The organism is Pseudomonas sp. KSR10 (assembly GCF_022355455.1).
Taxonomy (GTDB): Bacteria; Pseudomonadota; Gammaproteobacteria; order Pseudomonadales; family Pseudomonadaceae; genus Stutzerimonas; species Stutzerimonas stutzeri_E.
Genome location: NZ_JAKOEN010000024.1, coordinates 16,663 through 38,483, shown reverse-complemented (window position 1 = coordinate 38,483; position 21,821 = coordinate 16,663). Strand labels below are relative to the sequence as shown.

At 57.9% G+C, this 21,821-nt stretch carries 34 protein-coding genes; 2 read left to right on the top strand and 32 right to left on the bottom strand.

Annotation, left to right across the window (positions count from 1 at the left end; genetic code table 11):
* Positions 1 to 100 precede the first annotated feature (100 nt).
* Positions 101 to 787, top strand: a complete 687-nt coding sequence (locus tag MCB86_RS21825) for an OmpW family outer membrane protein (protein WP_045160603.1) — start codon at positions 101 to 103, stop codon at positions 785 to 787.
* Between the two features lie 70 nt (positions 788 to 857).
* On the opposite strand, the gene MCB86_RS21820 is transcribed toward MCB86_RS21825, so the two are convergent.
* The 4 genes from MCB86_RS21820 to MCB86_RS21805 form a co-directional block, all read right to left on the bottom strand.
* Entirely contained in the window at positions 858 to 1,787 is a 930-nt protein-coding gene (locus MCB86_RS21820; protein ID WP_239612136.1) for an NAD-dependent epimerase/dehydratase family protein, read from the bottom strand.
* A complete protein-coding gene (locus MCB86_RS21815; RefSeq protein ID WP_045160601.1) occupies positions 1,780 to 2,664 on the bottom strand; it encodes a sugar nucleotide-binding protein in 885 nt (294 codons plus the stop codon). Before MCB86_RS21815 ends, MCB86_RS21820 begins: the two co-directional genes overlap by 8 nt.
* Before the next feature lie 11 nt (positions 2,665 to 2,675).
* Entirely contained in the window at positions 2,676 to 3,170 is a 495-nt protein-coding gene (locus MCB86_RS21810) for a single-stranded DNA-binding protein (protein WP_019339955.1), read from the bottom strand.
* Positions 3,171 to 3,344: 174 nt separating this feature from the next.
* Positions 3,345 to 4,712, bottom strand: coding sequence for an MFS transporter (locus tag MCB86_RS21805; protein ID WP_239612135.1), 1,368 nt, complete (start codon positions 4,710 to 4,712; stop codon positions 3,345 to 3,347).
* 131 nt (positions 4,713 to 4,843) lie between these two features.
* On the opposite strand from MCB86_RS21805, the gene uvrA reads away from it, so the two are divergent.
* A complete protein-coding gene (gene uvrA, locus MCB86_RS21800; protein ID WP_045160599.1) occupies positions 4,844 to 7,681 on the top strand; it encodes an excinuclease ABC subunit UvrA in 2,838 nt (945 codons plus the stop codon).
* A gap of 393 nt (positions 7,682 to 8,074) precedes the next feature.
* On the opposite strand, the gene rplQ is transcribed toward uvrA, so the two are convergent.
* The 28 genes from rplQ to rpsJ form a co-directional block, all read right to left on the bottom strand.
* Positions 8,075 to 8,461, bottom strand: coding sequence for a 50S ribosomal protein L17 (gene rplQ, locus MCB86_RS21795; RefSeq protein ID WP_019339959.1), 387 nt, complete (start codon positions 8,459 to 8,461; stop codon positions 8,075 to 8,077).
* A 45-nt stretch (positions 8,462 to 8,506) separates the two neighbouring features.
* The gene (rpoA, locus tag MCB86_RS21790; protein WP_019339960.1) at positions 8,507 to 9,508 is read right to left on the bottom strand and encodes a DNA-directed RNA polymerase subunit alpha; all 1,002 of its coding nucleotides are present in this window, start codon (positions 9,506 to 9,508) and stop codon (positions 8,507 to 8,509) included.
* A gap of 22 nt (positions 9,509 to 9,530) precedes the next feature.
* Positions 9,531 to 10,151 carry a 30S ribosomal protein S4 gene (rpsD, locus tag MCB86_RS21785; RefSeq protein WP_025240354.1) on the bottom strand — a complete coding sequence of 207 codons (621 nt, stop codon included), beginning with the start codon at positions 10,149 to 10,151 and terminating at the stop codon, positions 9,531 to 9,533.
* Between the two features lie 17 nt (positions 10,152 to 10,168).
* Positions 10,169 to 10,558, bottom strand: coding sequence for a 30S ribosomal protein S11 (rpsK, locus tag MCB86_RS21780; RefSeq protein WP_014854207.1), 390 nt, complete (start codon positions 10,556 to 10,558; stop codon positions 10,169 to 10,171).
* A 30-nt stretch (positions 10,559 to 10,588) separates the two neighbouring features.
* Positions 10,589 to 10,945: a 30S ribosomal protein S13 gene (rpsM, locus tag MCB86_RS21775; protein ID WP_014854208.1), complete on the bottom strand. Its 357-nt coding sequence runs from the start codon at positions 10,943 to 10,945 to the stop codon at positions 10,589 to 10,591.
* Positions 10,946 to 11,076: 131 nt separating this feature from the next.
* Positions 11,077 to 11,193: a 50S ribosomal protein L36 gene (rpmJ, locus tag MCB86_RS21770; protein WP_014854209.1), complete on the bottom strand. Its 117-nt coding sequence runs from the start codon at positions 11,191 to 11,193 to the stop codon at positions 11,077 to 11,079.
* 30 nt (positions 11,194 to 11,223) lie between these two features.
* Complete coding sequence (gene secY, locus MCB86_RS21765) at positions 11,224 to 12,552, bottom strand: preprotein translocase subunit SecY (protein ID WP_045160598.1); 1,329 nt, start codon at positions 12,550 to 12,552, stop codon at positions 11,224 to 11,226.
* Entirely contained in the window at positions 12,553 to 12,987 is a 435-nt protein-coding gene (rplO, locus tag MCB86_RS21760; protein WP_045160597.1) for a 50S ribosomal protein L15, read from the bottom strand.
* Between the two features lie 3 nt (positions 12,988 to 12,990).
* Positions 12,991 to 13,170, bottom strand: coding sequence for a 50S ribosomal protein L30 (rpmD, locus tag MCB86_RS21755; RefSeq protein WP_003281818.1), 180 nt, complete (start codon positions 13,168 to 13,170; stop codon positions 12,991 to 12,993).
* Between the two features lie 2 nt (positions 13,171 to 13,172).
* Positions 13,173 to 13,673 (bottom strand): 30S ribosomal protein S5, encoded by a 501-nt coding sequence (gene rpsE / locus MCB86_RS21750; protein ID WP_019339966.1) that lies wholly within the window; start codon positions 13,671 to 13,673, stop codon positions 13,173 to 13,175.
* Between the two features lie 3 nt (positions 13,674 to 13,676).
* Positions 13,677 to 14,027 carry a 50S ribosomal protein L18 gene (gene rplR, locus MCB86_RS21745; RefSeq protein WP_025240351.1) on the bottom strand — a complete coding sequence of 117 codons (351 nt, stop codon included), beginning with the start codon at positions 14,025 to 14,027 and terminating at the stop codon, positions 13,677 to 13,679.
* 10 nt (positions 14,028 to 14,037) lie between these two features.
* Positions 14,038 to 14,571 (bottom strand): 50S ribosomal protein L6, encoded by a 534-nt coding sequence (gene rplF / locus MCB86_RS21740; RefSeq protein ID WP_025240350.1) that lies wholly within the window; start codon positions 14,569 to 14,571, stop codon positions 14,038 to 14,040.
* 12 nt (positions 14,572 to 14,583) lie between these two features.
* Positions 14,584 to 14,976 carry a 30S ribosomal protein S8 gene (rpsH, locus tag MCB86_RS21735; RefSeq protein ID WP_003281824.1) on the bottom strand — a complete coding sequence of 131 codons (393 nt, stop codon included), beginning with the start codon at positions 14,974 to 14,976 and terminating at the stop codon, positions 14,584 to 14,586.
* Between the two features lie 189 nt (positions 14,977 to 15,165).
* Entirely contained in the window at positions 15,166 to 15,471 is a 306-nt protein-coding gene (gene rpsN / locus MCB86_RS21730) for a 30S ribosomal protein S14 (RefSeq protein ID WP_025240349.1), read from the bottom strand.
* Between the two features lie 12 nt (positions 15,472 to 15,483).
* Entirely contained in the window at positions 15,484 to 16,023 is a 540-nt protein-coding gene (gene rplE, locus MCB86_RS21725; protein WP_019339970.1) for a 50S ribosomal protein L5, read from the bottom strand.
* Positions 16,024 to 16,042: 19 nt separating this feature from the next.
* Positions 16,043 to 16,357 (bottom strand): 50S ribosomal protein L24, encoded by a 315-nt coding sequence (gene rplX, locus MCB86_RS21720; protein ID WP_019339971.1) that lies wholly within the window; start codon positions 16,355 to 16,357, stop codon positions 16,043 to 16,045.
* A gap of 11 nt (positions 16,358 to 16,368) precedes the next feature.
* Positions 16,369 to 16,737 (bottom strand): 50S ribosomal protein L14, encoded by a 369-nt coding sequence (rplN, locus tag MCB86_RS21715; RefSeq protein WP_003289207.1) that lies wholly within the window; start codon positions 16,735 to 16,737, stop codon positions 16,369 to 16,371.
* A 23-nt stretch (positions 16,738 to 16,760) separates the two neighbouring features.
* Positions 16,761 to 17,027 carry a 30S ribosomal protein S17 gene (gene rpsQ, locus MCB86_RS21710; protein WP_239612134.1) on the bottom strand — a complete coding sequence of 89 codons (267 nt, stop codon included), beginning with the start codon at positions 17,025 to 17,027 and terminating at the stop codon, positions 16,761 to 16,763.
* A 2-nt stretch (positions 17,028 to 17,029) separates the two neighbouring features.
* Positions 17,030 to 17,221 (bottom strand): 50S ribosomal protein L29, encoded by a 192-nt coding sequence (gene rpmC / locus MCB86_RS21705; RefSeq protein ID WP_003289209.1) that lies wholly within the window; start codon positions 17,219 to 17,221, stop codon positions 17,030 to 17,032.
* Positions 17,221 to 17,634, bottom strand: a complete 414-nt coding sequence (gene rplP / locus MCB86_RS21700) for a 50S ribosomal protein L16 (RefSeq protein ID WP_003176421.1) — start codon at positions 17,632 to 17,634, stop codon at positions 17,221 to 17,223. The genes rpmC and rplP overlap by 1 nt, the downstream gene beginning before the upstream one ends.
* A 12-nt stretch (positions 17,635 to 17,646) precedes the next feature.
* The gene (gene rpsC, locus MCB86_RS21695) at positions 17,647 to 18,333 is read right to left on the bottom strand and encodes a 30S ribosomal protein S3 (protein WP_021209375.1); all 687 of its coding nucleotides are present in this window, start codon (positions 18,331 to 18,333) and stop codon (positions 17,647 to 17,649) included.
* Between the two features lie 13 nt (positions 18,334 to 18,346).
* Entirely contained in the window at positions 18,347 to 18,679 is a 333-nt protein-coding gene (gene rplV, locus MCB86_RS21690; RefSeq protein WP_003103908.1) for a 50S ribosomal protein L22, read from the bottom strand.
* Positions 18,680 to 18,692: 13 nt separating this feature from the next.
* Positions 18,693 to 18,968, bottom strand: a complete 276-nt coding sequence (gene rpsS / locus MCB86_RS21685) for a 30S ribosomal protein S19 (RefSeq protein ID WP_019339974.1) — start codon at positions 18,966 to 18,968, stop codon at positions 18,693 to 18,695.
* A gap of 16 nt (positions 18,969 to 18,984) precedes the next feature.
* Positions 18,985 to 19,806 (bottom strand): 50S ribosomal protein L2, encoded by an 822-nt coding sequence (gene rplB, locus MCB86_RS21680; RefSeq protein WP_019339975.1) that lies wholly within the window; start codon positions 19,804 to 19,806, stop codon positions 18,985 to 18,987.
* 14 nt (positions 19,807 to 19,820) lie between these two features.
* A complete protein-coding gene (rplW, locus tag MCB86_RS21675) occupies positions 19,821 to 20,120 on the bottom strand; it encodes a 50S ribosomal protein L23 (protein WP_021209378.1) in 300 nt (99 codons plus the stop codon).
* Complete coding sequence (gene rplD, locus MCB86_RS21670) at positions 20,117 to 20,719, bottom strand: 50S ribosomal protein L4 (protein ID WP_019339977.1); 603 nt, start codon at positions 20,717 to 20,719, stop codon at positions 20,117 to 20,119. Before rplD ends, rplW begins: the two co-directional genes overlap by 4 nt.
* A gap of 12 nt (positions 20,720 to 20,731) precedes the next feature.
* A complete protein-coding gene (gene rplC, locus MCB86_RS21665; RefSeq protein WP_045160596.1) occupies positions 20,732 to 21,367 on the bottom strand; it encodes a 50S ribosomal protein L3 in 636 nt (211 codons plus the stop codon).
* Between the two features lie 81 nt (positions 21,368 to 21,448).
* On the bottom strand, positions 21,449 to 21,760 hold the full coding sequence (rpsJ, locus tag MCB86_RS21660; RefSeq protein WP_003186070.1) for a 30S ribosomal protein S10: 312 nt from the start codon (positions 21,758 to 21,760) through the stop codon (positions 21,449 to 21,451).
* Positions 21,761 to 21,821 lie beyond the last annotated feature (61 nt).

The following is a 21,821-nucleotide window of genomic DNA, read 5'->3' as shown; positions in this document are numbered from 1 at the left end:
AACATAGGCGGAGGCTTTGTTGAGCTAGATCAAAATGGACCCAAGGGAGAGCTCTAACATGGGCGCCAACGCAACACACCATGTCTCGATGGAGTCCATTATGTGCAAGACCCTGTTTACCGCGTCCGTGCTGGCCGTAGCCCTGGCCGTCCCCTTCGCCCAGGCCCATCAGGCTGGTGATGTAGTCGTTCGCGCCGGTGCGATCACCGTTGATCCGCGAGAAGAAAGCGGTGACATTTATGTAGGTGCGCTCTCCACGAGCGTTGCGGGGACCAAGGCCACGCTTGATAGCGATACCCAGCTAGGACTGAACTTCGCCTACATGGTTACCGACAAGATCGGCATTGAGCTGCTCGCAGCGAGCCCTTTTACCCATGACGTAGGCGTGGCTGGCATGCCCGGCGGTTTTGCATCACTGAATGGCAAGCTGGGCGAACTCAAGCACCTGCCACCGACCCTCAGCGTCGTGTACTACCCGCTCGACAGCAAGTCGGCGTTCCAGCCCTATGTCGGCGCCGGCATCAACTACACCTGGTTTTTCGATGACAAACTCAGCAGCGAAGCCGAGGGCAAGGGCTTTAGCGGCCTGGACATGAAGGACTCGTGGGGCCTGGCGGCGCAAGTGGGCATGGACTACATGCTGACCGACAGTTTGATGGTCAACGCCCAGGTTCGCTATATCGACATCGATACCACCGGCACCACCAGCTTTGGCGGAGCCAAAGTAAAGGTCGACGTGGACGTCGACCCGATGGTCTATATGGTCGGCCTCGGTTATAAGTTCTGACGAATCCGGTACATTACCGGACCGTAGAGACGACAAAGGCGCCCACGGCGCCTTTGTTTTTTAACTTTCGCTAGCGCTCCAGCAACTTCGCCAGTCCTGTACGCATATCGGTCGCCGGCTCCGGCAGACGATATCGCTGCAGCAAGCGCGTATTATCAGCCCGTGAATGGCGGATATCTCCACCACGAGCCGCTTGATAGCTGACGGGCGGCAACGGCCCCAATACATCACCGATCGCTGCCAGCAACTGGTTCAGACTGGTGGCGCGATTCAGCCCGACGTTGACCGCTCCAACTTCAACAGTCGGACTCTCCAATGCCTGCAACAGGATTTCGACCAGGTCGCCCACATAGAGAAAGTCGCGAGTTTGCTCGCCATCGCCAAACACGGTGATCGGCAATCCCTGTTGCGCGCGCTCGGTGAAGATGCTGATCACTCCCGAATAGGGCGAAGAAGGATCCTGGCGCGGCCCATAGATATTGAAGAAGCGGAACACCACAGGCTCCAGACCATGCTGGCGTCGGTAGAAATCCAGGTAGTGCTCGCTGGCCAACTTGTCTGCGGCATAAGGGGTCAGCGGAGCCTTCGGTGTTTCTTCGTCGATGGACTGCCCTTCGCCATTATTGCCATAGATCGCCGCACTCGAGGCGAAGAGGACTCGGCGCACGCCAAACTCGCGCAGCGCCTCGCACAGGTTCAGGGTGCCCACCAGATTGCTCTGGTGCGTGCCGACCGGATCATCGACCGAAGCCTGCACCGAAGCCACCGCAGCGAGATGCACCACGGCCCGGCATCCCTGAACCGCGCGCCGAACGAGCTGCGCATCAGCCACGTCGCCTTCGATCAGCTCCACATTGGCGCTATCCGGCAGGTTGCTGCGCTTGCCGGTTGATAAATTATCCAGCACCCGCACCGCATAACCGTGAGCAACAAGCGCATCGACCAGGTTGGAGCCGATGAAGCCGGCACCCCCGGTAACCAGAATCGGTGAGTCAGCCATGACGGTAGTAACGCTCCAGCAGGCTCGGCAGCCCGGTGCGCCAGGCACGCGGCTTGATACCGAAGGTGTTGAAGATTTTCTTGCAGGCCAATACGCCATGCTGCGGCTCGTCTGCTGCGTCCGGGCACGCCGCGTGTGCGACGGGCGTCAAGCTACTGACTTTCAGCTGCCGATGGTGAGCCGCTTCGGCAAGTAGCGCTTGACCGACCACCAGCGGAGTCGAGGCCTCGTGTCCGCCATAGTGGTAAGTCCCCCACAGCGGCGCTTGGCAGTCCAACTGTTTCAGCACGGCCAAGATGACCCGCGCCGCGTCTTCGACCGGTGTCGGATTACCACGACGATCATCGGCGAGGCAAAGTTCATCGCTCTGTTCGAGCCGCTGAAGAAATCGTCCCAGCAAACCGTCCGAACTGTCATCGAGCAACCAGCCGAACCGCAGCAGAACATGGCGCGGGCAGAGCGCGCGAACGCTCTGCTCGATACGCCAGAGCGCCTGGCCGCGCGAGTCCAGCGGCGCGACTTCGTCCTTCTCGCTGTAAGCGCTGGTACGAGCGCCATCGAATACGCGGTAGCTGGAGGGCTGCATCAGGACGAACTGGTGGTGCTGGCACAGTTCGGCCAACCGCTCTACCGCCCGCTCCTGACTGGCCAGCACGTTGCCCTCGACATAACCACTCTGAAACCAGTCGAAGTAGTAGGCGAGGTTGATCACGACGTCCGGACGATTGTCGTCGAGCAGATTGGTCAGACTAGGCGCATCCCACCCCTGATCGGGCGGGCGTGGCGCGAGGAAGCCAATGTCTTCCTCCGCACCCAGGCGGATCAGCGCCTGACCCAGGGCATTGCCGCCGCCCAACAGCATCAGGCGCATTCGCATGGAGGTGGACTCTAGAACGGGATATCGTCGTCGAAGCTGTCGTAGTCCGGAGCGGGTTGCTGCGCGGGCTGCGGCTGAGACTGCGGGCGCGACTGCTGCTGAGGTTGCGACTCACGCTGAGGACGCGGCTGCGACTGACGCGGTGCATCGTCGGAGCTGCCACCGCGGCCGCCGAGCAGCTGCATGGTGCCGCCCATGTCCACTACCACCTCGGTGGTGTAGCGCTTGACGCCATCCTTTTCCCATTCACGGGTCTGCAGGCGGCCTTCGATATAGCACTGCGAGCCCTTGCGCAGGTACTCGCCGGCAATCTCGGCAACCTTGCCGAACAGCACGACGCGGTGCCACTCGGTGCGCTCCTGCTGCTGGCCGGTCTGCTTGTCCTTCCAGCTGTCAGTGGTGGCCAGCGTGATGTTGGTCACCGCATTGCCATTGGGCATGTAGCGGGTTTCCGGGTCGCCGCCGACATTACCGATCAAGATGACTTTATTCACCCCTCTGGCCATGAGGTAACTCCTTAGTTTGAACGTGAATTGGGTTGGCTCATTGGAGAGAATCCCCGTGACCGGGAAAACCAATGACCGTGAATCTTACCTTACCACCCCAAGTCGGCCAACCGGCGCGAGCTTGGGCGTTGGGACACTAAGCATCCCGACGCGGGCAGCAATCCCAGAAGCCAGTCAGGCGACTAGCCGATCGAGCGCAGCCCGATCCAGCGCTTGCATGTCGACCTTGACGTAGGCGGCCGACTCCTCGGTGATCACCACGGCATCCGAGACCCCTGGAACCGCCAGCATCTGTTCGGCGAGCGCCGGATTACGCGCTGCATCGATCGAGAGCGGCAGGCGCAGCCCGGTTACATAAGGCGGCTCCCGCATGCCCCAGGCAACCAGCAGCCACAGCGTGCACAACACCGCACAACCGGCAAAGACCAGCCCTAAACCGCCGAGTTGATAAAGCCAGCCACCAAGAACGCCACCCAAGCCGGAACCGAGAAACTGACTCGTGGAATAAATCCCCATCGCCGTGCCCTTGCCGCCAGCGGGTGCCACCTTGCTGATCAATGAAGGCAGAGAAGCCTCCAGCAGATTGAACGCGATGAAGAACGCGATCATGCCAGCAACCAGCGACCAAAGGCGGTCACCGAACAACCAGAAGAACAGCTCGGTCAGGACCAGTGCACCCACGGCGCCCAGCACGACGCGCTTCATTTGACGCTTCTTCTCACCGTAGATGATGAAAGGCACCATACCGAAGAAGCCAACCACCAGCGCCGTGAGATAGACCCACCAATGCTCATCCTTGGGAAGGCCTGCGTTATTGACCAGAGCCAGGGGCAGGGCAACAAAGCTCGCCATCAGAATGGCGTGCAGCACGAAGATACTGAAATCGAGCCGCAGCAAATCGGGATCACGCACGGTAACGCCGAGCGCCTGCTTCGCCACGCCGGATTCGCGATGGCGCAAATGCCGATGAGCCCGTGGTAGCGTCGCAACAATGAGCGCGCCCAGCAGCGCCATTCCAGCCGTTATCCAGAACAGGCCGGATAATCCGTATGCGCGGGTCAACAGCGGGCCGACGACCATGGCAACAGCGAATGAAATACCGATACTCATGCCGATCATCGCCATCGCTTTGGTGCGATGCTGCTCGCGAGTGAGATCCGATAGCAGAGCCATCACCGCCGCCGAAATGGCCCCCGCCCCCTGCAGGATACGACCGGCGATGACGCCCCAAATGGAGTCGGCCGACGCCGCCAGCACGGCTCCAGCAGCGAAGATCAGCAGACCGAAATAGATCACTGGCAGCCGACCGATTCGATCTGAGAGCATGCCGAACGGAATTTGTAGCACAGCCTGGGTCAAACCATAGGCACCGATAGCGAGGCCAATCAGTGCCGGTGTCGCTCCCCGCAGATCCATGCCGTACGTCGCCAGGACTGGCAGCACCATGAACATGCCGAGCATACGAAACGCGAAAACCAGGGCCAGCCCGGATGCGGCGCGGGTTTCTCTGACGCTCATGCGCTCGCTGTAGGGATCGTGCATTGCGGGACTCGCTTGAATGAACCGGCGGCGATTCTAGCAGCCATCCCCGGCTCGGCACAGGCTCGCAACTTTGCCGCGATGTCGCCCCTGGTCGTATACTTTCGGGTTTTCGCCCGCCACGCGAGGCTGCTTTGGACAAGATTCTGATTCGTGGGGCTCGCACCCACAACTTGAAGAACATCGACCTCACTCTGCCGCGCGACAAGTTGATCGTGATTACCGGCTTGTCCGGCTCCGGCAAATCCTCGCTGGCCTTCGACACGCTTTATGCCGAAGGGCAACGCCGCTATGTTGAATCTCTTTCGGCCTACGCGCGGCAATTCCTCTCGATGATGGAAAAGCCTGACGTCGATACCATCGAAGGGCTCTCCCCCGCCATTTCCATCGAGCAGAAATCGACATCGCATAACCCGCGATCGACTGTCGGCACCATCACCGAAATCTACGACTACCTGCGCCTGCTCTATGCACGCGTAGGCACACCGCGGTGCCCTGACCACGATGCGCCGCTCGAAGCCCAGACGGTCAGCCAGATGGTCGATCAGGTACTGGCACTGCCGGAGGGCCGTAAGCTGATGCTTCTCGCCCCGGTCATCCGCGAGCGAAAAGGGGAGCATCTGGCGGTGTTCGACGAGCTGCGCGCTCAAGGCTTCGTGCGCGCTCGGGTCAATGGACGGCTTTACGAGCTCGACGAACTGCCAAAACTCGATAAACAGAAGAAGCATTCGATCGACGTCGTGGTGGATCGCTTCAAGGTGCGCGGCGATTTGCAGCAGCGTCTCGCCGAGTCCTTCGAAACCGCGTTGAAGCTCGCCGATGGCATCGCGCTGGTCGCCTCGATGGAGGAAGGCGACGACAGTGAGGAGATGATCTTCTCCGCCCGCTTCGCCTGCCCGATCTGCGGGCATTCCATCAGCGAACTTGAGCCCAAACTGTTTTCATTCAATAACCCGGCCGGCGCCTGCCCGACCTGCGACGGCCTTGGTGTGAAACAGTTCTTCGATGCCAAGCGCCTGGTCAATGGCGAGCTGACCTTGGCCGAGGGCGCCATCCGCGGCTGGGACCGGCGCAACGTCTATTATTTCCAGATGCTCGGCTCACTCGCTTCGCACTACGGTTTCAGTCTCGATAAACCATTCGATTCCCTCCCGGCAGAGCAGCAGAAGGTGGTTCTGCGCGGCAGTGGCAAGGAAAACGTTGACTTCCGCTACCTGAACGACCGCGGCGACATCGTCAAACGCTCCCATCCTTTCGAGGGAATCATCCCCAACCTCGAACGCCGTTACCGGGAAACCGAATCCAACGCGGTGCGCGAAGAGCTGGCCAAGTACCTGAGTACTCAGCCCTGCCCGGAATGCCGCGGTACCCGTCTGCGTCGCGAAGCCCGCCATGTCTGGGTAGGTGACAAGACGCTGCCGGCGGTGACCGGGCTGCCGATTGGCGATGCCACCGAGTATTTCGGTGGGCTTTCGCTGTCCGGCCGGCGAGGAGAGATTGCCGACAAGATCCTCAAGGAGATTTGCGAGCGCCTGCAATTTCTAGTCAACGTAGGACTCGACTACCTGACGCTCGACCGCAGTGCCGATACCCTGTCCGGGGGAGAGGCGCAGCGAATTCGCCTGGCCAGCCAGATTGGTGCAGGCCTGGTCGGGGTGATGTATATCCTCGACGAACCTTCTATTGGCCTTCACCAACGCGACAACGAGCGCCTGCTGGGCACCCTGCGTCACCTGCGCGACATCGGCAATACAGTGATTGTCGTTGAACACGACGAAGACGCCATACGCCTTGCCGATTATGTAGTCGACATCGGCCCCGGGGCGGGCGTGCACGGCGGGCAGATCGTCGCCGAAGGCACACCGGACGAGGTCATGAACAACCCCGCCTCGCTAACCGGGGGATACCTTTCTGGTCGGGTGAAGATCCTCTATCCAGAGAAACGCACGCCCCGCGACGCCAGCAAGCTGCTCAAGCTCAAAGGCGCGCGCGGCAACAATTTGCGCAACGTCGACCTTGAGATTCCTGTCGGGCTGCTCACCTGCATCACCGGGGTTTCCGGCTCCGGCAAATCGACGCTGATCAACAACACACTTTTCCCCATCACCGCCACCGCCTTGAACGGCGCGACCACGCTGGAAGTGGCGCCCCATGATTCGTTCGATGGCCTGCAGCATCTGGACAAGGTCGTCGATATCGATCAGAGCCCGATCGGCCGTACGCCGCGCTCCAACCCGGCTACCTATACCGGACTGTTTACGCCAATCCGGGAACTCTTCGCAGGCGTACCAGAGGCCCGCTCGCGTGGCTACGGCCCTGGACGTTTCTCTTTCAACGTCAAGGGTGGCCGCTGCGAGGCTTGCCAGGGCGATGGGGTGATCAAGGTAGAAATGCACTTCCTGCCGGATATCTATGTGCCCTGCGACGTCTGTAAGGGCAAGCGCTATAACCGTGAAACGCTGGAAGTGAAATACAAGGGCAAGAGCATTACCGAAGTGCTGGACATGACCATCGAGGAGGCTCGGGAGTTTTTCGATCCGGTACCAGCCGTGGCGCGCAAACTTCAGACCTTGATGGATGTGGGGCTGTCCTATATCAAGCTGGGCCAGAGCGCGACCACGCTTTCAGGCGGCGAGGCGCAGCGGGTCAAGTTGTCACGCGAACTGTCCAAACGTGACACTGGCAAAACACTGTATATCCTCGACGAGCCCACTACCGGCCTGCACTTCGCGGACATACAGCAATTGTTGGATGTGCTGCACCGGCTGCGTGATCACGGCAATACGGTAGTGGTCATCGAACACAATCTCGATGTCATCAAGACGGCCGACTGGCTGGTGGACCTCGGCCCCGAAGGCGGCTCGAAAGGAGGCCAGATCATCGCGACAGGCACTCCGGAACAGGTTGCCGCGATGCCCCAATCTCATACTGGCCATTTCCTCAAGCCTCTGCTCGACCGCGACAAAGCCTGACCCACAGGTAAGAAAAAGCCGGGCCTTGCGCCCGGCTTTATTTTTCTGCTCTTAGCTAGCCTCATCAGGATCGAATTCCAACCCCTCCACGATACCAACACCATGCACCTGGTTGGCCTGGAAGAAATATCCAGGCTGACGGGCTGAATATCACTGGCTTCATGGCGCCGATATCTGAGCGGATGTTCAATATCAAGCTGAGCCTTGATCGCCCCGCCGCTGATAAGTGCAAGAACAAAGGCGCTCGCTTATCTTTGGTCTCGCAGGCTGAGGATCGAATCTAACCAGACGGCCGCAGCACACCGTTCATTGAACGGGCCTTCGCGATAGATCCAGCCTAAAAAATGAAAAAAAAACCGGGCGATCGCCCGGTTTTTTCAAGCAAGCGAATGCTTACTCTGCAGCTTCCACTTCACCGGTAACCGGACGGTCAACCAGTTCAACGTAAGCCATCGGAGCATTGTCTCCAGCGCGGAAACCGCACTTGAGAATACGCAGATAACCGCCCTGACGGGTGGCGTAACGCGGACCCAGATCGTTGAACAGCTTGCCGACGATAGCCTTCGAGCGAGTACGGTCGAAAGCCAAACGGCGGTTGGCGACGCTGTCTTCCTTGGCCAGGGTGATCAGCGGCTCAGCAACACGACGCAGCTCCTTGGCCTTGGGCAGGGTTGTTTTGATCAGTTCGTGCTCGAACAGCGACACCGCCATGTTCTGAAACATGGCCTTGCGGTGAGCGCTTGTGCGGCTGAGATGACGGCCACTTTTACGATGACGCATGATTGAAATTCCTTACCAAACGATCAGTTCGGTGACTATGGTCGATCAGGCCGTAGCCTTATCGTCCTTCTTGAGACTGGCCGGCGGCCAATTGTCGAGGCGCATGCCGAGGGACAGACCACGAGAAGCCAGAACATCTTTGATTTCGGTCAGAGATTTCTTGCCCAGGTTCGGCGTTTTCAACAGCTCGACTTCGGTGCGCTGGATCAGGTCACCGATGTAGTAGATGTTTTCTGCCTTGAGGCAGTTTGCCGAACGTACGGTCAGTTCCAAATCGTCAACCGGACGCAACAGGATCGGATCGATCTCGTCTTCCTGCTCGACTACGACCGGCTCGCTGTCACCCTTGAGGTCGACGAACGCGGCCAACTGCTGCTGCAGGATGGTCGCGGCACGACGGATCGCCTCTTCGGGATCCAGGGTTCCATTGGTTTCCAGGTCGATGACCAGCTTGTCCAAGTTGGTGCGCTGCTCAACACGAGCGTTTTCGACAACATACGCTACGCGACGAACCGGGCTGAATGTCGCGTCGAGCTGAAGACGGCCAATGCTGCGGCTCTCGTCTTCGTCACTCTGACGTGCATCAGCCGGCTCGTAGCCACGGCCGCGTGCGACCTTGAGCTTCATGTTGATCGAGCCATTGGCCGCCAGGTTGGCGATCAGGTGATCGCCATTGACGATTTCGACATCGTGATCCAGCTGGATATCGGCAGCGGTAACAGCGCCCGCGCCCTTCTTCACCAGGCTCAAGGTCACTTCATCACGGCCGTGCAGCTTGATGGCGATACCTTTGAGGTTCAGCAGGATTTCGATGACATCTTCCTGCACGCCCTCGATAGCACTGTACTCGTGGAGCACACCGTCGATCTCAGCCTCGACCACAGCGCAGCCGGGCATGGAGGACAACAGGATACGACGCAGCGCGTTGCCCAGGGTATGGCCGAAACCACGCTCGAGAGGCTCGAGCGTAATCTTGGCACGGGTCGGACTGACCACCTGCACATCGATATGGCGGGGGGTCAGGAACTCATTTACCGAAATCTGCATGGATACACCTATTTTCTAGCCCTTACTTGGAGTAGAGCTCGACAATCAGGTTTTCGTTGATGTCGGCGGACAGATCACTGCGAGCCGGAACACTCTTGAAAACACCAGATTTCTTGTCGGCGTCTACTTCGACCCACTCAACGCGACCGCGCTGTACGCACAGTTCCAGGGCTTGGGCGATGCGCAGCTGGTTACGGCACTTCTCACGAACGGCAACCACGTCACCGGCCTTCACCTGAAAGGACGGAACGTTCACGGTTTTGCCGTTAACGCTGATAGCCTTGTGGGAAACAAGCTGACGCGACTCGGCACGAGTAGAGCCGAAGCCCATGCGGTAAACCACGTTATCCAGACGGCATTCCAGCAGTTGCAGCAGGTTTTCGCCGGTAGCGCCCTTACGGCTGGCAGCTTCTTTGTAGTAGCCGCTGAACTGACGCTCAAGTACGCCGTAGATACGACGAACTTTCTGCTTTTCACGCAGCTGCGTGCCGTAGTCAGACAGACGACCACGACGCTGACCATGAACACCCGGTGGGGTTTCGATGTTGCACTTCGATTCGAGCGCGCGCGCACCACTCTTCAAGAAGAGATCGGTGCCTTCACGACGAGACAGTTTGCACTTGGGACCAATATAACGAGCCATTTCTCACTGTCTCCTGATTACACGCGGCGCTTCTTCGGCGGACGGCACCCGTTGTGCGGGATTGGCGTCACGTCGGTGATGCTGGCGATTTTATAACCACAGCCGTTCAATGCACGAACGGCAGATTCACGGCCCGGACCAGGACCCTTGACGTTGACGTCGAGGTTCTTGAGGCCATATTCCAGTGCCGCTTGACCAGCACGCTCGGCAGCCACCTGGGCAGCGAACGGAGTGCTCTTACGGGAGCCGCGGAAACCGGAACCACCGGACGTAGCCCAGGACAATGCATTGCCTTGGCGATCGGTGATAGTGATGATGGTGTTGTTAAAAGATGCGTGGATATGGGCGATGCCATCAACCACCGTCTTTTTTACTTTCTTACGAGGACGAGCAGCAGGTTTTGCCATGATTAGATTCCTGTCGATGCGCTAACGCGATTACTTGCGGATCGGCTTACGCGGACCCTTACGGGTACGAGCGTTGGTCTTGGTGCGCTGACCGCGTACCGGCAGACCACGACGATGACGCAGGCCGCGATAGCAACCCAGGTCCATCAAGCGCTTGATCTTCATGTTGACTTCGCGACGCAGGTCACCTTCAACGATGAACTTGGCCACTTCACCACGCAGCAGTTCGACCTGCTCGTCGGAAAGATCCTTGATTTTCGCTGCCGGATTTACACCGGTAGCAGCACAGATAGTCTGCGCACGAGTGCGACCGACACCATAGATGTAGGTCAGCGAGATAACAGTGTGCTTGTTATCCGGAATGTTTACGCCTGCAATACGGGCCATTCAGTGAAACTCCAATTGACAGCTACCCAACGCCCCGGAAGCCAAGAAAAGGGCGCGAGATACTAACGCTGTAATAACAAATAATCAACCCGGCAGCGCACTAGCTGCCGGGCTCGAGCCTTAGCTCACAATCAGCCTTGGCGCTGCTTGTGACGCGGTTCTGCGCTGCAGATCACTCGAACGACGCCTTCGCGACGAACGATTTTGCAGTTGCGGCACAGCTTTTTGACCGATGCACGAACTTTCATGACCAACTCCTGGAACCTTACGGGCTGACCTCAGCGGAGCATTCCGCTGCCATAGCCCTTCAGGTTGGCTTTTTTCATCAGGGAATCGTACTGGTGAGACATGAGGTGAGATTGAACCTGGGACATGAAGTCCATTACAACCACAACCACAATCAGCAACGACGTCCCGCCAAGGTAGAACGGCACGTTTGCTGCCACCACAAGAAACTGCGGTAGCAAGCATACAGCCGTCATGTATAGGGCGCCGAACATGGTCAAACGAGTCAACACACCATCGATATAGCGTGCCGACTGCTCACCAGGCCGAATCCCCGGGATAAATGCACCGGACTTCTTCAGGTTTTCTGCAACATCCTTCGGATTGAACATCAATGCCGTATAGAAGAAGCAGAAGAAGATGATGCCGGCGCTGAACAATAGGATATTCAACGGCTGACCAGGGGCGATCGACTGAGAAATATCAGCCAGCCATCCCATGTTCTCCGACTGTCCGAACCACTGTCCCAAGGAAGCAGGGAACAGCAGAATGCTGCTGGCAAAAATGGCAGGGATGACACCCGCCATGTTCACCTTCAGCGGAAGGTGACTCGTCTGCGCAGCGAAGACCTTGCGGCCCTGCTGACGCTTGGCGTAATGCACGGCGATTCGCCGCTGACCACGCTCGATGAACACAACGAACCCGATGATGGCGATCGCCAGCAAACCAACAGCCAGCAGTGCGATGATGTTGACATCGCCCTGCCGCGCAGATTCGAACGACTGCCCCAGGGCGCCAGGGAGACCGGCAACGATACCAGCGAAGATCAACATCGAAATGCCGTTACCGACACCCCGCTCGGTGATCTGCTCCCCCAGCCACATCATGAACATCGCCCCCGCCACAAAGGTAGTGACAGCTACGAAGTAGAAGCCGAAGTCAGTGCTGAAGGCGACACCCTGGCCGGCGAGACCGACCGACATACCGATGGCCTGCACGATAGCCAACACCAAAGCACCGTAGCGCGTGTATTGACTAATCTTGCGACGACCGGACTCGCCCTCTTTCTTCAACTGCTCCAACTGGGGACTGACAGCCGTCATGAGCTGCATGATGATCGATGCCGAGATATACGGCATGATCCCCAAGGCAAAGATGCTCATGCGCTCCAGCGCACCACCGGAAAACATGTTGAACAAGCTAAGGATGGTCCCTTCGTTCTGACGGAACAGCTCGGCCAACCTGTCGGGATTGATTCCCGGAACCGGGATGTGTGCGCCAACACGATAGACGATGATCGCCATCAGCAGAAAACGCAGACGAGCCCAAAGTTCAGAAAGCCCGCCACTATTCAGCGCGGAGAGAGCACCTTGCTTAGCCATTTATTCCTCGAACTTGCCGCCAGCTGCTTCGATAGCCGCACGCGCACCCTTGGTGGCGGCGATGCCTTTCAGAGTTACCGCACGACCAACCTCACCCGACAGCATGACTTTCACTCGCTGTACGTTCTGATTGATGATGTCGGCATCCTTAAGGCTCTGCAGAGTTACGACGTCGCCCTGAACCTTTGCCAGCTCGGAGGTACGTACTTCAGCACGATCCATAGCCTTCAAGGAGACGAAGCCAAACTTAGGCAGACGGCGATGCAAAGGCTGTTGGCCGCCTTCGAAACCGGGAGCGATCTTGCCGCCAGAGCGGGAAGTCTGACCCTTGTGACCACGACCACCGGTCTTGCCGAGGCCGCTACCGATACCACGGCCCGGACGCAGCTTTTCGCGACGGGCGCCTGGCGCAGAACGCAGATCGTTCAGTTGCATGGCTTAGCCCTCCACACGGAGCATGTAGTAAGCCTTGTTGATCATGCCGCGATTTTCAGGAGTATCCTGGACTTCGACGGTGTGACCAATGCGACGCAGACCGAGGCCTTTGACGCAAAGCTTGTGATTGGGGATACGACCGCTGACGCTTTTGATCAGCGTGACCTTGACGGTGTTAGCCATGATCAGGAAATCTCCTCAACGCTCTTGCCACGCTTAGCAGCGATCGACTCAGGCGACTGCATGGCCTTCAATCCCTTGAAAGTGGCATGGACCACGTTCACTGGATTGGTAGAGCCGTAGCACTTGGCCAGGACGTTCTGCACGCCAGCCACTTCAAGAATGGCACGCATCGCACCACCGGCAATAACACCGGTACCTTCCGAAGCAGGCTGCATGTACACCTTGGAAGCGCCATGCGCTGCCTTGGTCGCGTACTGCAGAGTCGTGCCGTTCAGATCGACCTGGATCATGTTGCGGCGAGCCGCTTCCATAGCCTTCTGAATGGCAGCCGGCACTTCGCGCGACTTGCCACGACCGAAACCTACACGACCCTTACCATCACCCACCACGGTCAACGCAGTGAATGTGAAGATACGACCACCTTTTACTGTCTTGGCGACGCGGTTAACTTGAACCAGCTTCTCAATGTAGCCTTCGTCGCGCTTTTGCTCGTTATATGCCATAACTTAGAACTCCAGCCCGCCTTCACGAGCAGCATCAGCCAGTGCCTTGACACGACCGTGGTACTTGAAGCCAGAACGGTCGAACGCCACCTGGGTGACACCTGCGGCCTTAGCACGCTCAGCGACCAGCTGACCAACTTTCTTGGCAGCGTCGACGTTGCCGGTGGCTCCGTCGCGCAGTTCTTTGTCGAGAGTCGAGGCACTGGCCAGGACCTTGCCGCCGTCGGCCGAAAGGACCTGGGCGTAGATGTGCTGGGAAGAGCGGTACACACAAAGGCGTACGGTTTCCAGCTCGCGCATCTTCAGGCGTGCCTTGCGAGCGCGACGCAGACGAGTAACTTTCTTTACGCTCATTTGCTATGCCCTACTTCTTCTTAGCTTCTTTACGACGGACCACTTCGTCCGAGTAACGCACGCCTTTGCCCTTGTAGGGCTCAGGACGGCGGAAATCACGGATTTCAGCAGCCACCTGACCGACCAGTTGCTTATCGACACCCTTGATCAGGATATCGGTCTGGCTGGGGGTCTCAGCGGTAACGCCTTGCGGCAGTTCATACTCCACCGGGTGCGAGAAGCCGAGAGCCAGGGACAGCACTTGACCTTTGGCTTGCGCCTTGTAACCAACACCAACCAGCTGAAGCTTGCGCTCGAAGCCTTGGCTGACGCCGATCACCATATTGTTAACCAGCGCACGGGTGGTACCGGCCATGGCACGGTTCTGCTGATCGCCATTACGCGCAGCAAAACGGAGCTCACCGGCCTCGTGGATCACTTCCACAGACGAGTGCACGTTCAGTTCGAGAGTACCCTTGGCACCCTTCACCGAAAGCTGCTGGCCGGCCATGTTGAATTCAACACCAGCGGGCAGCTTGACGGGGTTCTTAGCAACGCGAGACATGCTTATCCCCCCTTAGAACACTGTGCAGAGCACTTCGCCGCCAACGCCAGCAGCGCGAGCAGCCCGATCCGTCATCACACCTTTATTGGTGGATACGATCGAAACACCCAGACCGCCGCGAACTTTCGGCAACTGATCAACGGATTTGTACTGGCGAAGGCCAGGACGGCTTACGCGCTTCAGCTCTTCGATAACCGGACGGCCTTCGAAGTACTTGAGCTCGATAGACAGCTGCGGTTTGGCGTCGCTGCTGACGTTGTATCCTGCGATATAGCCCTCACCCTGAAGAACGTTGGCTACAGCCACCTTCAAAGTGGAAGACGGCATGCTTACGACGGACTTTTCGGCCATCTGGGCATTACGGATACGAGTTAGCATGTCCGCTAACGGGTCCTGCATACTCATGGGCTCTTGGCTCCTAATTCAAAAAAATAAGCCCGCTAGGGCTCGTGTCGCCTGCTACTAAATGAGCGAACGCCTAACAGGCATGGCTCGGGCGAGCCGGACATTCTAGAGACAGTTCAGAAACGAATCAAGCCCCATAAGGGGCTTGATTCGACAACTGCAGTTCCGACAACAACTGCCGGAGCGTTATTACCAGCTGGCTTTCACCAGACCCGGCACATCACCGCGCATCGCAGCCTGACGCAGCATGTTACGCGCAAGACCAAACTTGCGGTACACACCATGCGGGCGGCCAGTCAGACGGCAACGATTACGCAGACGCGAAGCACTGGCATCACGAGGCTGCTTCTGCAGCGCAACCTGAGCTTCCCAACGCGCCTCTGGAGACGACTCGGGATTAGCGATGACAGCTTTCAGCGCAGCACGCTTCTGGGCGTACTTGGCAACCGTCTGCTGACGCTTCAGCTCGCGGTTCTTCATGCTTTGCTTAGCCATTTCCTACTCCAATTAGTTACGGAACGGGAAGTTGAAGGCACGCAACAGTGCGCGACCCTCTTCATCCGTTCGAGCAGTAGTGGTCAGCGTGATGTCCAGACCACGCAGCGCATCGATCTTGTCGTAATCGATTTCCGGGAAAATGATCTGCTCTTTCACGCCCATGCTGTAGTTACCACGTCCGTCGAAGGACTTGGCATTCAGGCCGCGGAAGTCGCGAACCCGGGGCAGGGAGATCGACAGCAAACGATCCAGGAATTCGTACATACGATCGCTACGCAGGGTCACCTTGACACCGATCGGCCAACCTTCGCGGACCTTGAAGCCGGCGATGGACTTGCGTGCGTGAGTCACGACGACCTTTTGGCCGGTGATCTTTTCCAGATCAGCAACCGCGTTGTCGATAATTTTTTTGTCACCGATCGCTTCGCCGATACCCATGTTCAGGGTGATCTTGGTGATGCGCGGAACTTCCATCACGTTGCCAAGCTGAAGCTCTTCTTTCAGCTTGGGAGCGATTTGCTTCCGATAAACTTCTTTTAGTCGTGCCATGGTTATCTACCTAGCAGTCTCAAGCTTCAACCGGCTTTTGGGTCGACTTGAAGACACGAATTTTCTTGCCGTCTTCTACTTTGAAACCAACACGGTCAGCCTTGTTGGTTTCGCCGTTGAAGATAGCGACGTTAGAGGCGTGCAGAGGCGCCTCCTTTTCGACGATACCGCCTTGAACGCCCGACATCGGGTTCGGCTTGGTATGACGCTTCACGAGGTTGATACCACCGACGACCAGACGGTCGTCAGCGAGAACCCGGAGCACCTTACCGCGCTTGCCCTTGTCTTTGCCGGCGATGACGATGATCTCGTCGTTGCGACGAATCTTTTGCATGCGGCTTCTCCTTACAGCACTTCAGGCGCGAGCGAGACGATCTTCATGAACTTCTCGGAACGAAGCTCACGTGTCACCGGCCCGAAAATACGGGTGCCGATCGGCTCCTGCTTGTTGTTCAACAGAACAGCAGCGTTGCCATCGAAGCGAATAATGGAGCCGTCCGGACGACGAACACCGTGACGAGTGCGGACTACGACAGCAGTCATCACCTGGCCTTTCTTGACCTTGCCACGCGGGATCGCTTCCTTGACGGTTACCTTGATGATGTCGCCGATGCCGGCGTAACGGCGGTGCGAACCGCCGAGAACCTTGATACACATGACACGACGAGCGCCACTGTTATCCGCCACATCGAGCATTGATTGAGTCTGAATCATATAATTTCTCCGACCCCTAGCCCTTAGACTTCGACGGCACGTTCAACGACATCAACCAGTATCCAGCACTTGGTCTTCGCCAGCGGACGAGTCTCGCGGATAGTGACCTTGTCGCCAATACGGCACTGGTTGGTTTCGTCGTGGGCGTGCAGTTTGGTCGAACGCTTCACGTATTTACCGTAGATCGGGTGCTTAACACGACGCTCGATCAGAACGGTGATGCTTTTGTCCATTTTGTCGCTGACGACGCGGCCAGTCAGCGTGCGGACAGTTTTTTCAACTTCAGCCATGATCACTTACCTGCCTGCTGGTTGAGCACAGTCTTGACACGAGCGATGTCGCGCTTGACTTGCGAGAGCAGGTGAGACTGCCCCAACTGGCCAGTTGCCTTCTGCATACGCAGATTGAACTGGTCGCGCAGCAGCTCGAGCAGTTGCTCGTTCAGCTGCTGAGCGGATTTTTCACGAAGCTCATTCGCTTTCATCACATCACCGTCCGCTTAACAAAGGAGGTGGCGAGCGGCAGCTTTGCAGCAGCCAGGGCGAATGCCTCACGCGCCAGCTCTTCGGAAACACCCTCGATCTCGTAGAGCACCTTGCCCGGCTGAATCTGGGCCACCCAGTACTCGACGTTACCCTTACCTTTACCCATCCGGACTTCCAGAGGCTTTTTGGAGATAGGCTTATCGGGGAACACACGGATCCAGATTTTACCGCCACGCTTCACGTGACGGGTCAACGCACGACGTGCGGACTCGATCTGGCGTGCAGTGAGACGTCCACGAGCGACAGACTTCAGAGCGAACTCGCCGAAGCTGACTTTGCTACCGCGCTGAGCCAGGCCACGATTGTGACCAGTCATCTGCTTACGGAATTTTGTACGCTTGGGTTGCAACATTTGGCGTACTCCTTACTTGGCAGCTTTTTTACGAGGCGCAGGCGCTTGCGGCTTGAGCTCTTCATGGCGACCACCAATAACTTCGCCCTTGAAGATCCAAACCTTGACGCCGATCACACCGTAAGTGGTGTGTGCTTCGTAGGTGTTGTAGTCAATATCGGCACGCAGGGTGTGCAGCGGCACACGACCTTCCCGATACCATTCCGTACGGGCGATTTCAGCCCCACCCAGACGACCGCTCACCTGGATCTTGATGCCCTTGGCACCAATGCGGATCGCGTTCTGTACGGCGCGCTTCATGGCGCGACGGAACATTACGCGACGCTCCAGCTGCTGAGCGACGTTCTGTGCTACCAGCATTGCATCGAGTTCCGGCTTGCGGATTTCTTCGATGTTGATGTGCACAGGCACACCCATTTTCTTGGTCAGGTCCTGACGCAGCTTCTCAACATCCTCACCTTTCTTGCCGATCACGATGCCGGGACGAGCGGTATGGATAGTGATGCGTGCGGTTTGAGCCGGGCGATGGATATCGATACGGCTTACGGACGCGCTTTTTAATTTGTCTTGGAGGTACTCACGCACGTTCAGATCTGCAAGCAGATAATCGGCGTACGTACGTCCGTCTGCGTACCAGACGGAGGTGTGCTCCTTGACGATTCCCAGGCGAATGCCAGTGGGATGTACTTTCTGACCCATCTGATCGACTCCGTTACTTGTCCGCAACCTTGACAGTGATATGGCAAGACCGCTTGACGATGCGATCAGCGCGGCCTTTGGCACGCGGCATGATGCGCTTAAGCGAACGCCCTTCGTTGACGAAGACAGTGGAAACCTTGAGGTCATCCACGTCAGCGCCTTCGTTGTGCTCGGCGTTGGCCACGGCCGACTCCAGCACTTTCTTCATGATCTCGGCGGCTTTCTTACTGCTGAAAGCCAGCAGGTTGAGCGCTTCGCCCACCTTCTTCCCGCGGATCTGGTCGGCGACCAGGCGGGCTTTCTGGGCGGAGATGCGAGCGCCCGACAACTTAGCGGCTACTTCCATCTTTCCTTACCCCTTAGCGCTTGCCTTTCTTGTCCGCTACGTGCCCGCGATAGGTGCGGGTACCAGCGAACTCGCCGAGTTTGTGACCGACCATGTCTTCGTTCACGAGAACGGGAACATGTTGACGACCGTTATGCACAGCGATGGTCAAACCGACCATTTGCGGCAGGATCATCGAACGACGCGACCAGGTTTTAACTGGTTTGCGATCATTCTTTTCCATCGCCACTTCGACCTTCTTCAATAGGTGAAGATCGATAAAAGGACCTTTTTTCAGAGAACGCGGCACTGTCGTATCCCTCTAGTTACTTGCGACGACGGACGATCATGTTATCGGTGCGCTTGTTAGAACGAGTCTTCGCGCCCTTAGTCGGGAAGCCCCATGGCGACACCGGATGACGACCACCGGAGGTACGACCCTCACCACCACCGTGGGGGTGATCGACCGGGTTCATTGCCACACCGCGAACGGTCGGGCGAACACCGCGCCAGCGCTTGGCACCCGCTTTACCCAGCGAACGCAGGCTGTGCTCGGAATTCGAGACCTCGCCCAGAGTCGCTCGGCACTCGGCCAGCACTTTGCGCATTTCGCCGGAGCGAAGACGCAGTGTTACGTAAGCACCTTCACGCGCGACCAGCTGAGCCGACGCACCGGCAGAACGGGCGATCTGAGCACCCTTGCCCGGCTTGAGCTCGACACCGTGAACGGTTGAACCCAGCGGGATGTTGCGCAGCGGCAGGCTGTTGCCAGCCTTGATCGGCGCGTTGACGCCGGAAAGCAGCTGGTCACCGGCACTTACGCCCTTAGGCGCAATGATGTAACGACGCTCACCATCCGCGTACTTCAGCAGCGCAATGTGCGCAGTGCGGTTCGGGTCATATTCCACACGCTCAACGACGGCAGGAATGCCATCCTTGTTGCGGCGAAAATCGACCAGACGGTAATGCTGCTTGTGACCACCACCGATATGACGCGTGGTGATACGACCGTTGTTGTTACGACCGCCTGACTTCGACTTCTTCTCGAGCAGCGGAGCATAAGGAGCGCCTTTGTGCAGCTCCTGACCGACCACTTTGACCACAAAACGGCGGCCCGCGGAAGTCGGTTTGCATTTAACGATTGCCATGATGCACCCCTTCCTTACTCAGCGTTGCCGGAGAAATCGAGATCTTGGCCCGGCTGAAGCGCGATGTACGCCTTCTTCCAGTCGTTGCGCTTGCCCAGCCCGCGAGCGGTGCGCTTGGTCTTGCCCTGAACATTCAGAGTGCTGACTTTGGCTACCTTCACGTTGAACAGGCTTTCGACGGCCTTCTTGATTTCCAGCTTGGTTGCATCAGTAGCAACCTTGAAAACGAACTGGCTTTTGCTGTCAGCCAGCATGGTTGCCTTCTCGGAGACGTGCGGACCAAGCAGGACTTTGAATACGCGTTCCTGGTTCATCCCAGCAGCTCCTCGAATTTCTTCACAGCCGACACGGTGATCAACACCTTGTCATAGGCGATCAGGCTGACTGGATCGGAACCCTGAACGTCACGAACATCGACGTGCGGCAGGTTGCGAGCCGCCAGATACAGGTTCTGATCGACAGCATCGGAAACGATCAGTACGTCATTCAGGCCCATACCGGTCAGCTTGTTGGCAAGCAGCTTGGTCTTAGGACTGTCGACGGCGAAATCTTCAACGACGACCAGACGCTCGGAACGAACCAGTTCGGAAAGAATGGAACGCAGCGCTGCGCGGTACATCTTCTTGTTGAGCTTCTGCTCATGGTTCTGCGGACGAGCAGCGAAGGTTACGCCACCGCCACGCCAAATCGGACCACGCGAGGTACCCGCACGCGCGCGGCCAGTACCTTTCTGACGCCAGGGACGCTTACCGCCACCCGAGACATCGGAGCGAGTCTTCTGCTGCTTGCTGCCCTGACGACCGCCAGCCATATAGGCGACGACAGCCTGGTGCACCAGGGTCTCGTTGAACTCACCACCAAAGGTTTGCTCGGAGACTTCGATGGCCTGTGCGCCATTTACATTCAATTGCATGTGAACTCCCCCTTACCCGCGAGCCTTGGCGGCCGGACGCACGACAACGTCACCACCCGTGGCGCCGGGCACTGCGCCCTTCACCAGCAGCAGGTTACGCTCTGCATCGACACGCACGATTTCCAGGGACTGCACGGTTACGCGCTCGGCGCCCATGTGCCCGGACATCTTCTTGCCCTTGAAAACACGACCAGGAGTCTGGCACTGGCCAATCGAACCCGGAACGCGGTGGGATACGGAGTTACCGTGGGTATTGTCTTGACCACGGAAGTTCCAGCGCTTGATGGTACCGGCAAAGCCTTTACCCTTGGACTGACCGGTGACATCCACCATCTGTCCAGCCTGGAAGATTTCAGCGTTGATCTGGTCACCAACCTGGAACTCCTCGCCATCGAGGCGGAATTCCCAGACACCACGACCGGCAGCAACGTTCGCCTTGGCGAAATGGCCAGCCTGAGCCTTGGTAACACGGGACGCGCGACGCTCGCCGACAGTAACCTGTACAGCGCGATAGCCATCGCTCTCTTCATTCTTGAACTGAGTGACGCGATTCGGCTCGATCTCGATGACCGTAACCGGAATAGAGACACCATCTTCGGTGAAAACGCGGGTCATGCCGCATTTACGACCGACTACACCAATAGTCATGTTGTAACCTCTTGAGTGTACGGGGCTTTCACCCGCTATGGCCGCCCATTTCAGAGCGTTACACGACTAAAACTCGAGGTTCTAGCCGAGGCTGATCTGCACTTCCACGCCAGCCGCAAGATCAAGCTTCATCAGCGCATCGACAGTCTTGTCGGTCGGCTGGACGATATCCAGCACACGCTTATGAGTACGGATCTCATACTGGTCGCGCGCATCCTTGTTGACATGCGGAGAAACCAGAACAGTGAACCGCTCTTTGCGGGTCGGCAGTGGAATCGGACCACGCACCTGAGCACCAGTACGTTTCGCGGTTTCCACGATTTCCTGGGTTGATTGATCGATCAGGCGATGGTCAAAAGCCTTCAACCGAATACGGATTTGTTGGTTTTGCATTTTGACCTCAGACTCCAATTAGCCATCCCTACCAAACGCAATACGCCCGGTAAAAGGAGGC

What these genes read in the sequence shown, in the direction of transcription:
- rplC (WP_045160596.1), bottom strand. Translation starts at nt 21,367, where the DNA reads ATGACTATTGGTGTAGTCGGTCGTAAATGCGGCATGACCCGCGTTTTC.
- rpmC (WP_003289209.1), bottom strand. Translation starts at nt 17,221, where the DNA reads ATGAAAGCGAATGAGCTTCGTGAAAAATCCGCTCAGCAGCTGAACGAG.
- rplV (WP_003103908.1), bottom strand. Translation starts at nt 18,679, where the DNA reads ATGGAAGTAGCCGCTAAGTTGTCGGGCGCTCGCATCTCCGCCCAGAAA.
- rpsD (WP_025240354.1), bottom strand. Translation starts at nt 10,151, where the DNA reads ATGGCTCGTTATATTGGTCCCAAGTGCAAACTGTCTCGTCGTGAAGGC.
- rpsH (WP_003281824.1), bottom strand. Translation starts at nt 14,976, where the DNA reads ATGAGTATGCAGGACCCGTTAGCGGACATGCTAACTCGTATCCGTAAT.
- MCB86_RS21825 (WP_045160603.1), top strand. Translation starts at nt 101, where the DNA reads ATGTGCAAGACCCTGTTTACCGCGTCCGTGCTGGCCGTAGCCCTGGCC.
- MCB86_RS21810 (WP_019339955.1), bottom strand. Translation starts at nt 3,170, where the DNA reads ATGGCCAGAGGGGTGAATAAAGTCATCTTGATCGGTAATGTCGGCGGC.
- rpmD (WP_003281818.1), bottom strand. Translation starts at nt 13,170, where the DNA reads ATGGCTAACACCGTCAAGGTCACGCTGATCAAAAGCGTCAGCGGTCGT.
- rpoA (WP_019339960.1), bottom strand. Translation starts at nt 9,508, where the DNA reads ATGCAGATTTCGGTAAATGAGTTCCTGACCCCCCGCCATATCGATGTG.
- MCB86_RS21805 (WP_239612135.1), bottom strand. Translation starts at nt 4,712, where the DNA reads ATGCACGATCCCTACAGCGAGCGCATGAGCGTCAGAGAAACCCGCGCC.
- rplO (WP_045160597.1), bottom strand. Translation starts at nt 12,987, where the DNA reads ATGCAACTGAACGATCTGCGTTCTGCGCCAGGCGCCCGTCGCGAAAAG.
- MCB86_RS21815 (WP_045160601.1), bottom strand. Translation starts at nt 2,664, where the DNA reads ATGCGAATGCGCCTGATGCTGTTGGGCGGCGGCAATGCCCTGGGTCAG.
- rplF (WP_025240350.1), bottom strand. Translation starts at nt 14,571, where the DNA reads ATGTCTCGCGTTGCTAAGAACCCCGTCAAGCTGCCCGCTGGTGTTGAA.
- rplW (WP_021209378.1), bottom strand. Translation starts at nt 20,120, where the DNA reads ATGAACCAGGAACGCGTATTCAAAGTCCTGCTTGGTCCGCACGTCTCC.
- rplP (WP_003176421.1), bottom strand. Translation starts at nt 17,634, where the DNA reads ATGTTGCAACCCAAGCGTACAAAATTCCGTAAGCAGATGACTGGTCAC.
- rplE (WP_019339970.1), bottom strand. Translation starts at nt 16,023, where the DNA reads ATGGCACGACTAAAAGAAGTTTATCGGAAGCAAATCGCTCCCAAGCTG.
- rplD (WP_019339977.1), bottom strand. Translation starts at nt 20,719, where the DNA reads ATGCAATTGAATGTAAATGGCGCACAGGCCATCGAAGTCTCCGAGCAA.
- rpsE (WP_019339966.1), bottom strand. Translation starts at nt 13,673, where the DNA reads ATGGCATATAACGAGCAAAAGCGCGACGAAGGCTACATTGAGAAGCTG.
- rpsQ (WP_239612134.1), bottom strand. Translation starts at nt 17,027, where the DNA reads ATGGCTGAAGTTGAAAAAACTGTCCGCACGCTGACTGGCCGCGTCGTC.
- rpsJ (WP_003186070.1), bottom strand. Translation starts at nt 21,760, where the DNA reads ATGCAAAACCAACAAATCCGTATTCGGTTGAAGGCTTTTGACCATCGC.
- rplQ (WP_019339959.1), bottom strand. Translation starts at nt 8,461, where the DNA reads ATGCGTCATCGTAAAAGTGGCCGTCATCTCAGCCGCACAAGCGCTCAC.
- rpsK (WP_014854207.1), bottom strand. Translation starts at nt 10,558, where the DNA reads ATGGCAAAACCTGCTGCTCGTCCTCGTAAGAAAGTAAAAAAGACGGTG.
- rpsN (WP_025240349.1), bottom strand. Translation starts at nt 15,471, where the DNA reads ATGGCTAAGCAAAGCATGAAGAACCGCGAGCTGAAGCGTCAGCAGACG.
- rplX (WP_019339971.1), bottom strand. Translation starts at nt 16,357, where the DNA reads ATGCAAAAGATTCGTCGCAACGACGAGATCATCGTCATCGCCGGCAAA.
- rplN (WP_003289207.1), bottom strand. Translation starts at nt 16,737, where the DNA reads ATGATTCAGACTCAATCAATGCTCGATGTGGCGGATAACAGTGGCGCT.
- secY (WP_045160598.1), bottom strand. Translation starts at nt 12,552, where the DNA reads ATGGCTAAGCAAGGTGCTCTCTCCGCGCTGAATAGTGGCGGGCTTTCT.
- rplB (WP_019339975.1), bottom strand. Translation starts at nt 19,806, where the DNA reads ATGGCAATCGTTAAATGCAAACCGACTTCCGCGGGCCGCCGTTTTGTG.
- rpsM (WP_014854208.1), bottom strand. Translation starts at nt 10,945, where the DNA reads ATGGCCCGTATTGCAGGCGTAAACATTCCGGATAACAAGCACACTGTT.
- rplR (WP_025240351.1), bottom strand. Translation starts at nt 14,027, where the DNA reads ATGAGCGTAAAGAAAGTTACTCGTCTGCGTCGCGCTCGCAAGGCACGC.
- MCB86_RS21820 (WP_239612136.1), bottom strand. Translation starts at nt 1,787, where the DNA reads ATGGCTGACTCACCGATTCTGGTTACCGGGGGTGCCGGCTTCATCGGC.
- rpmJ (WP_014854209.1), bottom strand. Translation starts at nt 11,193, where the DNA reads ATGAAAGTTCGTGCATCGGTCAAAAAGCTGTGCCGCAACTGCAAAATC.
- rpsC (WP_021209375.1), bottom strand. Translation starts at nt 18,333, where the DNA reads ATGGGTCAGAAAGTACATCCCACTGGCATTCGCCTGGGAATCGTCAAG.